At 57.5% G+C, this 12,309-nt stretch carries 13 protein-coding genes; 8 read left to right on the plus strand and 5 right to left on the minus strand.

Annotation, left to right across the window (positions count from 1 at the left end; translation table 11 throughout):
• Nucleotides 1–36: 36 nt before the first annotated feature.
• Nucleotides 37–498 carry a universal stress protein gene (locus tag AC13E3_RS08075; RefSeq protein ID WP_053112980.1) on the minus strand — a complete coding sequence of 154 codons (462 nt, stop codon included), beginning with the start codon at nucleotides 496–498 and terminating at the stop codon, nucleotides 37–39.
• Nucleotides 499–806: 308 nt separating this feature from the next.
• Here AC13E3_RS08075 and AC13E3_RS08080 point away from each other — a divergent pair, with 308 nt between their 5' ends.
• A complete protein-coding gene (locus AC13E3_RS08080; RefSeq protein WP_482901896.1) occupies nucleotides 807–2,168 on the plus strand; it encodes an MFS transporter in 1,362 nt (453 codons plus the stop codon).
• Between the two features lie 101 nt (nucleotides 2,169–2,269).
• A complete protein-coding gene (locus tag AC13E3_RS08085; protein ID WP_273044840.1) occupies nucleotides 2,270–2,728 on the plus strand; it encodes an EVE domain-containing protein in 459 nt (152 codons plus the stop codon).
• 24 nt (nucleotides 2,729–2,752) lie between these two features.
• Here the strand turns inward: AC13E3_RS08085 and AC13E3_RS08090 are convergent, their stop codons facing one another.
• Complete coding sequence (locus AC13E3_RS08090) at nucleotides 2,753–3,235, minus strand: hypothetical protein (protein WP_273069452.1); 483 nt, start codon at nucleotides 3,233–3,235, stop codon at nucleotides 2,753–2,755.
• A 211-nt stretch (nucleotides 3,236–3,446) separates the two neighbouring features.
• Between AC13E3_RS08090 and AC13E3_RS08095 the strand changes: the two genes are divergently transcribed.
• Nucleotides 3,447–4,268, plus strand: coding sequence for an ion transporter (locus tag AC13E3_RS08095; RefSeq protein WP_482901897.1), 822 nt, complete (start codon nucleotides 3,447–3,449; stop codon nucleotides 4,266–4,268).
• A 1-nt stretch (nucleotide 4,269) separates the two neighbouring features.
• Here the strand turns inward: AC13E3_RS08095 and AC13E3_RS08100 are convergent, their stop codons facing one another.
• Entirely contained in the window at nucleotides 4,270–4,641 is a 372-nt protein-coding gene (locus AC13E3_RS08100; protein ID WP_008169360.1) for a SirB2 family protein, read from the minus strand.
• A gap of 122 nt (nucleotides 4,642–4,763) precedes the next feature.
• On the opposite strand from AC13E3_RS08100, the gene AC13E3_RS08105 reads away from it, so the two are divergent.
• Nucleotides 4,764–5,948, plus strand: coding sequence for an NnrS family protein (locus AC13E3_RS08105; protein ID WP_482901898.1), 1,185 nt, complete (start codon nucleotides 4,764–4,766; stop codon nucleotides 5,946–5,948).
• Between the two features lie 8 nt (nucleotides 5,949–5,956).
• On the opposite strand, the gene AC13E3_RS08110 is transcribed toward AC13E3_RS08105, so the two are convergent.
• Entirely contained in the window at nucleotides 5,957–6,472 is a 516-nt protein-coding gene (locus AC13E3_RS08110; protein ID WP_008169356.1) for an SRPBCC family protein, read from the minus strand.
• Between the two features lie 223 nt (nucleotides 6,473–6,695).
• Between AC13E3_RS08110 and fabA the strand changes: the two genes are divergently transcribed.
• Nucleotides 6,696–7,205 (plus strand): bifunctional 3-hydroxydecanoyl-ACP dehydratase/trans-2-decenoyl-ACP isomerase, encoded by a 510-nt coding sequence (gene fabA, locus AC13E3_RS08115; protein ID WP_008169354.1) that lies wholly within the window; start codon nucleotides 6,696–6,698, stop codon nucleotides 7,203–7,205.
• Between the two features lie 11 nt (nucleotides 7,206–7,216).
• Nucleotides 7,217–8,428, plus strand: a complete 1,212-nt coding sequence (gene fabB / locus AC13E3_RS08120; RefSeq protein WP_008169352.1) for a beta-ketoacyl-ACP synthase I — start codon at nucleotides 7,217–7,219, stop codon at nucleotides 8,426–8,428.
• A 6-nt stretch (nucleotides 8,429–8,434) separates the two neighbouring features.
• On the opposite strand, the gene AC13E3_RS08125 is transcribed toward fabB, so the two are convergent.
• Nucleotides 8,435–8,791: a helix-turn-helix transcriptional regulator gene (locus AC13E3_RS08125; protein ID WP_008169350.1), complete on the minus strand. Its 357-nt coding sequence runs from the start codon at nucleotides 8,789–8,791 to the stop codon at nucleotides 8,435–8,437.
• Nucleotides 8,792–8,949: 158 nt separating this feature from the next.
• Between AC13E3_RS08125 and trhP the strand changes: the two genes are divergently transcribed.
• Both trhP and sufB read left to right on the plus strand, forming a co-directional pair.
• Nucleotides 8,950–10,269, plus strand: a complete 1,320-nt coding sequence (gene trhP / locus AC13E3_RS08130; RefSeq protein ID WP_008169348.1) for a prephenate-dependent tRNA uridine(34) hydroxylase TrhP — start codon at nucleotides 8,950–8,952, stop codon at nucleotides 10,267–10,269.
• Between the two features lie 476 nt (nucleotides 10,270–10,745).
• Entirely contained in the window at nucleotides 10,746–12,194 is a 1,449-nt protein-coding gene (gene sufB / locus AC13E3_RS08135) for a Fe-S cluster assembly protein SufB (protein ID WP_008169346.1), read from the plus strand.
• The last annotated feature ends 115 nt before the right edge of the window (nucleotides 12,195–12,309 follow it).

The raw sequence follows: 12,309 nt of genomic DNA on the forward strand, positions 1-12,309 counted from the left end.
CTGGGCTTTCAGATACAGAAACGGTTATGGCCAGACTCAACGGCTGGGCAGAATAAGAAGCGGGCACTGGATGCGGCGGGCGAGGAAGGAACTCACGCTGCCGAAGGTCATGTAATCCAGTTCGTCCACGAAATAGGTCAGTGAGCGGGCAATGAAGCCACCGTCGGGCTCGTGGCTGTGGCGTGCGATAACCAGCATGTCCGGGTGGACCTTCTTTTCCGCGGCGAATAGCAGCATCTTTCTCGGGTCACCCTCCAGAAGCATGCTTTCGGCGGAGACCTGTTCCTGTTCACACACCTCCATCGCCTCGGCGATGTGCTTTTTCAGATCGGCCACTTCTTCCTGGAACATGTCCTCGTTTCCCGAGGTGATGTCCCGCGGATTCTCGGCAACGGCAACCAGGGTGATCACAGGCTTGAGATCGCGAAACATGGTGATGGTCTGAGCCAGGGCCAACCTGGCATTTCGCGAGCCGTCGTAGGCAATCATGATTTTCATTTTGGGTTCTCCCAGGGCGTTTCGGGCGCCCTTTCAAAGGCCATTTCAAGGGGCATCCATTGATATCTGTCAGCATTAGCCCACACTCCGGTGCCGCCCATAATTGACGTAAATCAACCCTGGCAACGCGTACCCCACGAGAGAAATCAAGGGTCTATCCCCTGCGCCTTAAAAGCCTCGGATTGCCTACCACCACTGCACCCAGCAGGAGGTACCTCCAATGCCCCGCATGGAAAAACCCTGTTTTTGGTATGGTTTAAGAGGTGCTTTCAGACAGCACTCGATGGATATCTGAAAGGAGGGGAAACATGGCTATTAGCCCATCAAAACCCGAGCAATATCGCGCGCTGGGTTTATCCACTTTCGCCTTCACCCTGTGCTTTGCGGTGTGGACCATTTTCTCCATCATCGGGATTCGCATCAGCGAGGATCTCGGGCTGTCGGATACCCAGTTGGGTCTGCTGATGGCCACCCCCATTCTTACCGGCTCGATAAGTCGACTCTTCCTGGGCATATGGACAGACCGGTACGGCGGCCGCTGGGTGTTCGGCATTCTGATGCTCACTACCGCCGCCTGCGTGTACCTGCTCACCTTCGCGACCACGTACCTCATGCTGTTGGCAGGCGCTCTGGGCGTTGGCCTGGCAGGTGGTGCCTTTATCGTGGGGGTGGCTTACACGGCGGCCTGGTTTGAACCGGAGCGGCAGGGCACAGCCCTGGGCATTTTCGGTGCGGGCAACGTGGGCGCGGCAGTAACCAATTTCGGGGCCCCGTTCCTGCTGGTGGCATTCGGCTGGGAAAGCACCGCGCAGATCTACGCCACGGTGCTGGCGATCATGGGTGTTGTTTTCATTCTGCTGGCCAAGGAAGATCCCCTGGCGGCAGAGCGGGCTGGCAGCAAGTCCAAAACCTTCCTGGAGCAGATGGAACCCCTACGGGAGCTGAGGGTCTGGCGCTTTGCCCTGTACTACTTCTTTGTGTTCGGCGCCTTTGTGGCTTTGGCCCTCTGGCTGCCGCACTTCCTGATTGGCGTCTACGGCCTGGACATCAAAACCGCCGGCATCATTGCCGCGCTCTACACCATCCCTGCTTCCCTGTTCCGGATTCTGGGCGGCTGGATGTCAGACCGTTTCGGCGCCCGCCGGGTGATGTACTGGACCTTCGGAGCGTCGGTTCTGTGCACATTTCTGCTGAGCTATCCGCCCACCGATTACGTGGTTCAGGGAATTGATGGTGATATCCGCTTTACCCTGGCCATGAACCTGCCCATGTTCGTGGCGCTGATCTTTATCCTCGGATTCTTTATGTCCCTGGGCAAGGCAGCGGTGTACAAACACATTCCGGTTTACTACCCCATGCATGTCGGCGCCGTAGGCGGTGTAGTTGGCATGATCGGCGGGCTTGGAGGATTTATCCTGCCACTGACCTTCGGCGTACTGAACGACCTTACGGGCATCTGGCAGAGCTGCTTTATGCTGATGTTTGTGATCGTCGCAGCTGCCCTGGCGTGGATGCACTACGCGATCCGCTCTGCCGAGCGGGTGGAGTGGGCCGCCAACGAGGAAAGAACGGATTTGCCGGAACTGGCCTCGCCACAGCTGTTTTATCCACTGAACCGCAAAAAACCCAAAGAACCTCTGGCGCCACCGCCAACAGCCGGCCAATCCTGACGCCGCTTGATTGATTGCCCCTCGTTGCCCCGCACTGCGGGGCTTTTTCGTATAATCGCGGGGACTGGAATGAGGCTGATTCGGTAAATGGGAGAAACATCATGGCCAAGTGGCTGGTTAAATCAGAACCTGCAGAATGCGGCATAGAAGATTTTGCGAAAGCCCCGGACGGTGTGATCCCGTGGGACGGAGTGCGTAACTACCAGGCCCGGAATTTCCTGGCCCAAATGGCGGAGGGCGACGAGGTTTTCCTCTACCACTCCAGCTGCAAGCACATCGGGATTGCCGGCATCGTGACGGTTATTCGCAGCGCCTATCCGGACCCAACCCAGTTTGACCCGGAATCGCCCTACTACGATGGCAAGAGCACCAGGGAAAAGCCTCGCTGGCAGGCTGTCGACATGAAGTATGTCCGCACCCTGCCAAGTTTGATCCCGCTAGAGGAGCTGAAATCCATGGCCGGGCTCGAAAACCTGCCTCTGGTCCGGAAGGGTTACCGGCTCTCTGTGATGCCCGTGGGCGAGGAGGAATGGCAGATCATCCTGAGCCAGGCGGGCTGACACCAGGGATCTGCCATCGGCGCGTCACTCGTCGTGGGGAATTGGATCCGGGCTCCGGTCCCAGCCCACCAGTGCCAGGGTAGCCACCACGCCAATCAACAGCCCCATCCACGGCTCAAAGAACGCCAGCGCGGCGCCAATCAGAACCACCGTACCCCGGGACGCGTTATCCCTCGGAATCGACATGGCGATGTAGGCGCAGGCAAGACCCGTGGCAATTGGCTGCTCAAGCAGAAAGCGTTCGGCGTCATCCACGAAGACCCGCTTGAGCGCCGCAATCGAGGCAATCAGGGAGGCGTGAATCATTGAGAGTGCAACGGCTTCTTCAAAACTCAGGCCAAAGAAGGCGGTCATCACGGGGATCAATGCCAGGCCTGTGGCGGCAGAAACAAACAGCCCCTGCAGGAACTCGGACCAGCACAGGCGCGTGTGGTAAAACGGCACGCGGAAGGTGAACAGCCCCAGCGCCAGCCGGCTAACTCCGGTCTGTCTTCCATGGAATGTCACTCGCTTTTGGTATTGTTGTTTGTGACCTGATTGTGGGAAGGGTTTGCCCATCGCACGAATGAATATTTCTGATCAAGCCGAATAAATCATGCTTATTACTTACGGCCGCTTCGCTGTCAGGGGCGTCCGACCATCATTCAGGCTATCCAATTCCGTCGCAGCCCTTTAGAATTCCGCCCTCCCCCCGAATTATCTGGAGCCGAAGTCTGCCATGTCGTCCCAAATAAGCCCCGCCTCCGGTTTCGAGAAACTCCGCCGCATTGAGTCCAGCAAGGTTTTCCAGGGCGCAGTCATCACCATCATCATCCTGTCGGCACTGACCATTGGCGCCAAAACCTATGATCTGCCGCCCCTGGTGGAGAAGTCGCTCATCGTGATGGACAACGCCATCACCCTGTTTTTCCTGCTGGAAATCCTGTTCCGATTCGGTGTGTGCGCCAACAAGAAACGTTTTCTGTTCGACGGATGGAACCTGTTCGATACCCTGGTGGTCATCGGCAGCCTGATTCCTCTGGATAACTCCGAAGCGGTTCTGCTGGGACGTCTGTTGCGGGTTTTCCGGGTGTTGCGCCTGGTGTCGGTGGTTCCGGAGCTCCGGTTCCTGATCAACTCGCTGCTAAAAGCGATTCCGCGCATGGGCTACATCGCCCTGCTGATGTTCATCATTTTCTATATCTACGCGGCCATGGGGTCGATGTTCTTCGCCAGCGTGGATGAGGAGCTCTGGGGAGATGTGGCCATTGCCATGCTGACCCTGTTCCGGGTGGCTACCTTCGAAGACTGGACCGATGTGATGTACGCCACCATGGAGCAATACCCGCTGAGCTGGGTTTTCTACATCACCTTTATTTTCCTGACTGCGTTTGTTTTCCTGAACATGATGATCGGGGCAATCCTGGAGGTCATGAGCGAGGAGCAGAACGCCAAGCAGGCCCAGAAAGCCCACGATGAGCGGGATGAGATCGCCCGCCAGCTCCAGGCCGTTCAAGTGCAACTGGCGGAGCTGACGAAGCAGATCAGCAATAAGCGCTGACTCAGAATGGCTTGGTCATGGCCAGATGCAGGATGGCGCTCACCTGCACCAGGGCAAGGACCGCCGCGGAAATTCGAACGGGCTTTCCGAGGGTGGTTTTCAGAGCGAACACGCCAGCAATAATGTAGCCGACCAGTAAGACAATTTTGGCAATCAGCCAACCCGGCATGGCCGAAGCGTACCCGGCCACAAAAACCAGAGAGATCGCCGCCACCAGCAAAATGGTGTCGTTGATGTGGGGAATAAACCGCAGCGGTGTCTGTCGCCACCCAGGTCTTCCGACGGCGTCCAGGAGCAGACGCAGGGCAAAGAGTGTGATGGTGAGGTACGCGGTGGTCACGTGCAGGTGTTTCAGAATCATGTACGCGGTCATGAAAGTTCCTTAGTTAACAGGCGTTTTGCCGCATTGTACGCAATCTACCTACAAGCAGGTATGGTTAACGCGGTTGTCAGGGTTTAACATATACACAGAATACATGTATATGGGAGACATCTATGCGGGCCATTCCTACTTCCCCTGAACGGGCGCCGGTCAGCGTCAGCCAATTATTTTCCTACCCCTTTCGGATTTTCTTTCTGTCCATGACCGTTCTGGCCCTTGCCGTCATTCCCCTCTGGGTGATGCAGGTCAATGGTGTTATCAGTCTTCCACTGGCCATGCCCGGGTTATTCTGGCACCAGCACGAGATGTTGTTTGGCTTTCTGTCGGGAGCGATCGCGGGGTTCCTGTTAACCGCAGTGTGTGTTTGGACCCAGACAGAACGAACTCATGGATTCAGATTGGTGCTGCTCTGGGGCATCTGGCTGGCCGGCCGTGTACTGCTGGCAACCGGTGCTGACCTGCCCTTTTGGCTGGTTCAGGGAGTAAACCTGGCATTCCTGCCCCTGGTGATGGTGGATGCCGGCTGGCGTATCTGGCACGCCCGGCAAAAACGACAACTGATGATCATGGTGGTACTCGGCCTGCTTTGGCTGATGCAGATCGGCTTTGTCACCCGCCTCGACATGGCCTTCAGCTATGGTGCCCTGATCATGGCCATGGCACTGATCAGTATTGTCGGTGGCCGCATCACTCCGGCGTTTTCCACCGGCTGGTTGCGCCAGAGGGGACTCGACAGCAACGCTGTAAAGACCATTCCCGCGCTGGACATGGCAACTGTATTCAGCCTGATTCTGCTGATGGCATCCCTGGTGACTGGCTGGCAAACCGTTACTGGTTTGCTGGCGCTGCTGTCCGGTGGGCTTATGCTGGTGCGTCTGGCGGGATGGAAGGGCTGGCTCGTACGCCAGGAGCCCCTGCTCTGGATTCTGCACCTGTCCATCCTGTGGGTGCCGGTGTCCCTGTTCCTGCTCGCGGGCACACTGTTCGCGGGCTGGCCGTCCAACGCGTGGAGTCACGCCGCCGGAACCGGCGCGGTCGCGTGCCTGATTCTCGGGGTCATTGCCCGGGTCGCCCTCGGCCACAGCGGCAGACCATTGGTGCTGCCCAAAGGCATGGTGCTTGCGTTCGTTGCAATTCATCTGGCCGCACTGATACGGGTGCTTACCGCCTTCGAAATCATTCCCTGGCACCCCGGCATTGGCAGCAGCACCCTGCTCTGGTTGTTTGCCTTCGGTATGTTCCTGTACCGCTACACCGGCATCCTCGCCAGCCCCAGACCCGATGGTCGTGAAGGCTGAACCGCTGGTCAGGCAGCCAACTCCTGCCTGACCAGCAACTCGAACCTTGCCCTTGCCTGGCGGAACCGGCTGGCAGGGAAGTGAATACTGATTCCTTCCAATGCCGCCAGAAGCATCTCAAGATGAGCATCCCAGCCCGCACAGGCAATCGGCACCACCTCATCATCAGGCAGTAATAATGTCAGCGACAGGCGGGTTCCCTCGTCGATGGGATCAAGGTCCCATATCAACGGACGCTCAGGGGAATCACCCGAACTCCAGGAATAGGCCAAGCGACGATTCGGCTGGCAATCCGTGACCCGACAATCGATCGGCATACCACTGTTACCGAAATCCAGCTGAACCCGACCGCCGAGCCTGGCATCCAGCTTTCCAGGCGCCAGCCACTCCGCCAGACACACCGAGTCTGTCAGCATTTTCCAGACTCGTTCAGGCAAGTGCCCGGTTTCTCTTTCAAGACGTACCAAAACCCGGTCACCCTCGCGCCGAACCTTGCCTGCGATAATTTCCTCATTCCCGGACATACGCCCTCCTTGCCAGTCTCGAATCTCCGGATGTCACAGAACGGACTTCTGATAGATGATTGTATTCGCGGGGTCGCACAAGCACCTTGATGACCATCAAACGGGATTAACAGACGAGTTCGGGGAACTTCAAACCGGCAATCATCCACTAAAGGTCAATAGCAGCTCCCGAAATTCGAGCTAAAGTATGAGGAAATCATTTTGTAACAGAGACACTGGCACTATGAACCCGGATCATTTTGATAAAGAAGACCTGATCAAATGCGGCCATGGCGAGCTCTTCCCCGGCTCCATGCGCCTGCCCATCAACGAGATGCTGATGTTTGACCGCGTCACGCACATTGCGGACGACGACGGCCTCTACGGCAAGGGCAGCCTGGTAGCGGAGCTCGACATCAATCCGGACCTGTGGTTCTTCAAGGTGCACTTCGTTGATGATCCCGTGATGCCGGGCTGCCTCGGCCTCGATGCCATGTGGCAGCTGGTAGGCTTCTTCCTCGCCTGGGGTGGCGGTGAAGGGAAAGGCCGCGCATTGGGCGCCGGTGAAGTGAAGTTCACTGGCCAGGTCTTGCCGACGGCCAAGAAAGTCACCTACCGTCTGGATCTCAAACGCGTGATCAGGCGCAAACTGACCATGGCAATTGCCGATGGCCGGATGGAAGTAGATGGCCGGGAAATCTACACAGCCAAAGACCTGCGGGTCGGCATGTTCACCTCGACCGATGATTTTTAGGAGTTAACAGGATGCGTCGTGTTGTAATCACCGGTATGGGCATTGTTTCCAGCCTTGGTACCAACCAGAAGGAAGTCGCACAGTCACTCAGGGAATCCCGTTCTGGCATCGGCTTTAGCGAAGAAGCCCGGGACAATGGTCTGCGCAGCCACATCTGCGGCCAGATCAACCTGAACCTGCCCGAATTGATTGACCGGAAACTGTGGCGTTTCATGTGCCCCGCTTCCGGTTACACCTATCTGGCGATGCTTGAGGCTATCGAGCAGGCCGGGCTGACCGATGAGCACATCAAGGCCGACACCACTGGTATCATCTTTGGCCAGGGCGGCGCCTCGACGGTTGAGCTGCTGGATTCCATCGATACCCATCGCGACCGCGGTATCCGCCGTGTCGGGCCCTATCGCGTGCCGCGCACCATGGGCAGTGCGATCAATGCGTCACTGGCAACCGGATTTGGCATTCGCGGCATCAACTACGGCATCACCTCTGCCTGCGCTACCAGCGCGCATTCGATCGGCCATGCCGCCGATCTGATCGCTCTCGGGCGCCAGGATGTCATGTTTGCCGGCGGTGGCGAAGATATCCACTGGACCCTGAGCCTGCTGTTCGATGCCATGGGCGCCCTGTCGACGAAATACAACGACACGCCTGAACTGGCGTCACGCACCTATGACGCGAATCGGGACGGCTTCGTGATTTCTGGTGGTGGCGGTGTGCTGGCCCTTGAAGCGCTGGAGCACGCGGAAGCGCGGGGCGCAAACATCCTGGCAGAGCTCGTCGGCTTCGGTGCAACTTCCGATGGCGCAGATATGGTTGCCCCGAGTGGCGAGGGCGCAGTGCGCTGCATGAAGCAGGCAATGAAGAACCTGGATGGCGAAATCAGCTACGTGAATACTCACGGCACCAGCACCCCGGCCGGAGACATCACCGAGCTGAAAGCATTGAAAGAGACGTTTGGCGACAAGATCCCGCCGCTGAGCTCCACCAAACCCCTATGCGGCCACGCTCTTGGCGCGGCGGGCGTACATGAGGCTATTTACAGCCTGATCATGCTGCGTGAAGGCTTTATTGCTCCATCGGCAAATATCCAGGACCTTGATGAAGGGGCCGAAGGCTACCCGATCGTTCGGGAACGCATGGATAACCAGAAACTGGACCTGGTGATGAGCAACAGCTTTGGCTTTGGTGGTACCAATGCCTCACTGGTGTTCAAAAAAGTCTAATCCGGATCAGGATAGCCTGACAGAGCGGTATTCAGCCGGGGATGTCCCCATCCAGCGCTTGAAAGCCCGGCTGAATGCGCTCAACTCCGAAAAACCGAGCTGCTCGGCAATCTCCACCAGCGGTTTGGTCCTGTCCTGCATGTAGGTCAGCGCCTGCCTGCGGCGAACATCCTCCAGCAAACGGGCAAACGTCAGCCCTTCCCGCTTCAGTTTCTTGTGCAGCGTGTAACGGCTCATATGCAGCTGCGACGCCACGACTTCCACACCAACCTTGCCACGGGCAAGCTGTACACTGATCAGGGAACTCACCCTGAGACTCAGCGAAGCCCGCGCCACCTCTGGCGTCAGAGGCTTTGATCCCATCTGGAACTCCTCTTTTCCGATTCTGTGGCCATATTGGCCGACGCTGTGAGCGTACACTTGTTAGCTGAAAACAATCAATACTACCTTTGAGCAGGATCAAGGGAGCCTCCGGCAGCATACGGCAAAATGCCCCGCTTTCAGAATCGCCCGGAGCCACTATGAACACCCCGGAACTGCTTGCCCCCGCGGGCACCCCCGAACACCTGGAAACCGCCTTCGCCTATGGCGCCGATGCGGTTTACGCCGGCCAGCCCCGCTACTCACTCAGAGTAAGAAACAACAGTTTCAAAGACGTTGCAGCCCTCGGCGCGGGCATTGAACGGGCCCACGAACTGGGTAAACAGTTCTACCTTGTCTCCAACATAGCACCTCACAACGACAAGGTGCGGTCCTATCTGAGGGATCTGGCGCCAGTACTGGAACAAAAACCCGACGCGCTGATCATGTCGGATCCCGGCCTGATCATGCTGGTGCGGGAAAAATGGCCAGACCAACCCATCCATCTTTCAGTACAGGCCAACGCGGTGAACTGGGCCACGGTAGAGTTCTGGCGGCGTCAGGGAATCAGCCGAGTCATCCTCTCCCGTGAACTGGCCCTGAATGAAATTCGCGAGATCCGCGAACGGGTCCCGGAGATGGAGCTCGAAGTCTTCGTTCACGGCGCCCTGTGCATGGCTTATTCTGGCCGCTGCCTGCTCTCGGGTTACATGAACCACCGGGACGCCAACCAGGGCGCCTGCACCAACGCCTGCCGCTGGAACTACAAACAGGTCCAGCACGGCCACGACCAGACCGGCGACCTGATCGCCACCTGCGGCGGCGGCGATGTACAGGAGGTGGCACCGAAAGAAATCCTGCTGGAAGAGCCCAACCGCCCGGGCGGATTCATACCCGCCTATGAAGACGAGCACGGCACCTACATCATGAACTCAAAGGATTTGAGAGCCGTTCAACACGTCGCTGAACTGGCAAAGATGGGCGTTCATTCCCTGAAAATTGAGGGCCGCACGAAGAGCACCTACTACGTGGCCCGCACCACCCAAGTCTACCGTCGCGCCATCGACGAGGCGGTGCAGGGCAAGCCGTTCGACATGAACCTGATGGACGAATTGGAAGCCCTCTCCAACCGGGGCTATACCGAAGGCTTCCTGCGCCGCCATATGCCCCGGGAATACCAGACCTACGAACAGGGCTCCTCATTCCTTGGCACCCAGCAGGTGGTTGGCACCATTACCGGCAAGGATGACCAGTGGCTGACCATAGACGTGAAGAACAAATTCGCCCCCGGCGACCAACTGGAACTGATCAGCCCGGCCGGCAACATCCGGTTCTCGGCTAATGTCATGGAGAACCGAAACGGCCAGGCCATGGACTATGCGCCGGGCAGCGGGCATATCGTGCGGATTCCAAAACCGGCTAATCTTCCACAAACTCTGGAGCACAGCTACCTCACCAGACTCCTGGCTACCGGCGACTAGCAATTAGTCTGAGGCGCCAAGCGGGATTGCCTCCCAAAACCGTGCATTGCCATGGATGGCAATGCCGAGCCCCCAGGGATGGGTTCACGGCGTGTTTTGGGAGGCAATCCCGCTTGGCGTCCTTCTCAAAAACTCCAGTCCTGCAAGAACCTGACTATCAGCCTCATTACCACCCTCTTAGTGCCCCAAAGGCCGATTAAGGTATAATCACCCCACGTTCAAATTAATACCTGACTATTTTACTCTGGTATTGTATAATCGCTGCCCAGAAGCGATGGATTCAAGCTGCTTTTCTGCTTAATTATCAGCATCAGCTTTGGAAATCCGTCATCCAAAAAGCGATTGCAGGGCGTACTCACAGGATGAGCGATCACTGCAACACCCAAACTGATGACATCCGATCGACAGCCCATTCATGAGGCTGCCGGCGACACCAAGGGCACAAGCCCGCGATGAGAGAATACGGAGCGACGATCATGGCGACCACCGACACCGAGGTGAACGAGCTGATCAAACGGGAATACGAATACGGATTTGTAACAGACATTGAATCCGACACATTCGAACCCGGCCTTAATGAAGACGTTATCGCCCGCCTTTCCGGCCTCAAGAAAGAACCGGAATGGATGCTGGAGTGGCGTCTGAAAGCCTACCGTCGCTGGCTCGAGATGGACGAGCCGGACTGGGCCCACGTGGGCTACCCGAAAATCGACTACAACTCGATTTCGTACTATTCCGCGCCCAAGCGGCCGGAAGACATGCCCCAGAGCCTGGACGAAGTGGATCCGGAGCTTCTGAAAACCTACGAAAAGCTGGGCATTCCCCTGCACGAACGTGAGAAGCTCGCGGGCGTGGCGGTTGATGCAGTATTCGATTCGGTTTCCGTAGCAACCACGTTCAAGGAACCACTGGCCAAAGCCGGCGTGATCTTCTGCTCTATCTCCGAAGCAATTCAGGATTACCCGGAGCTGGTCAAAAAATACCTGGGCTCGGTAGTGCCGGCCGGTGACAACTTTTTCGCCGGGCTGAACTCCGCGGTCTTCTCCGACGGTACGTTTGTCTATGTACCCAAGGGCGTTCGCTGCCCCATGGAGTTGTCCACCTATTTCCGCATCAACGCAGCCAACACCGGACAGTTCGAGCGTACTCTCATTATTGCCGAAGACAGCAGCTACGTGAGTTACCTTGAAGGTTGCACCGCGCCCATGCGGGACGAGAACCAGCTGCACGCTGCGGTTGTTGAACTGGTGGCCCTGGACGACGCCCAGATCAAATACTCCACCGTGCAGAACTGGTACCCGGGTGATGAAGAAGGTAAAGGCGGCATCTTCAACTTCGTCACCAAGCGTGGCGCCGCCATCGGCAAGAACTCCAAGATTTCCTGGACCCAGGTCGAAACCGGCTCCGCGGTCACCTGGAAGTATCCGAGCTGTGTCCTGCGTGGCGAAAACAGCGTTGGTGAGTTCTATTCCGTGGCACTGACCAACAACTACCAGCAGGCCGACACCGGCACCAAGATGATTCACCTGGGCAAGAACACCTCCAGCACAATCATCTCCAAGGGTATTTCCGCCGGCAAGAGCTCCAACGCTTACCGCGGCCTGGTGAAATTCGGCCCCGGGGCGGAAGGTGCACGTAACTTTACCCAGTGCGATTCGCTCCTGATCGGCGACCGCTGCGGCGCCCACACGTTCCCTTACATTGAAAGCAAGAACAAGTCGGCCATCGTAGAGCACGAGGCAACCACCTCGAAGGTCAGCGACGAGCAGATGTTCCTTTGCCGCCAACGCGGTATCGACCCGGAACAGGCGGTCTCCATGATCGTGAACGGCTTCTGTAAGGAAGTGTTCAAAGAGCTGCCCATGGAGTTCGCTGTCGAGGCCGGCAAGCTACTTGAAGTTAGCCTCGAAGGGTCCGTTGGTTAACAGGACGGCAAGCACAAAAGTATCGCAGAAGCCGTCGGGCAGGCCCTTCCGGGATCGTCGAAATCAGGGATGATTTCGTCGAGCGTACAGGGATGTATTTACAGCGTATCCCGGA

The sequence above is a fragment of the Marinobacter sp. L-80 genome, from assembly GCF_056859395.1.

Bases quoted from the DNA above. Each gene is read 5' to 3' on its own strand.
- AC13E3_RS08075 (WP_053112980.1), bottom strand. From the start codon at position 498: ATGAAAATCATGATTGCCTACGACGGCTCGCGAAATGCCAGGTTGGCC.
- AC13E3_RS08080 (WP_482901896.1), top strand. From the start codon at position 807: ATGGCTATTAGCCCATCAAAACCCGAGCAATATCGCGCGCTGGGTTTA.
- AC13E3_RS08085 (WP_273044840.1), top strand. From the start codon at position 2,270: ATGGCCAAGTGGCTGGTTAAATCAGAACCTGCAGAATGCGGCATAGAA.
- AC13E3_RS08095 (WP_482901897.1), top strand. From the start codon at position 3,447: ATGTCGTCCCAAATAAGCCCCGCCTCCGGTTTCGAGAAACTCCGCCGC.
- AC13E3_RS08100 (WP_008169360.1), bottom strand. From the start codon at position 4,641: ATGACCGCGTACATGATTCTGAAACACCTGCACGTGACCACCGCGTAC.
- AC13E3_RS08105 (WP_482901898.1), top strand. From the start codon at position 4,764: ATGCGGGCCATTCCTACTTCCCCTGAACGGGCGCCGGTCAGCGTCAGC.
- AC13E3_RS08110 (WP_008169356.1), bottom strand. From the start codon at position 6,472: ATGTCCGGGAATGAGGAAATTATCGCAGGCAAGGTTCGGCGCGAGGGT.
- fabA (WP_008169354.1), top strand. From the start codon at position 6,696: ATGAACCCGGATCATTTTGATAAAGAAGACCTGATCAAATGCGGCCAT.
- fabB (WP_008169352.1), top strand. From the start codon at position 7,217: ATGCGTCGTGTTGTAATCACCGGTATGGGCATTGTTTCCAGCCTTGGT.
- AC13E3_RS08125 (WP_008169350.1), bottom strand. From the start codon at position 8,791: ATGGGATCAAAGCCTCTGACGCCAGAGGTGGCGCGGGCTTCGCTGAGT.
- trhP (WP_008169348.1), top strand. From the start codon at position 8,950: ATGAACACCCCGGAACTGCTTGCCCCCGCGGGCACCCCCGAACACCTG.
- sufB (WP_008169346.1), top strand. From the start codon at position 10,746: ATGGCGACCACCGACACCGAGGTGAACGAGCTGATCAAACGGGAATAC.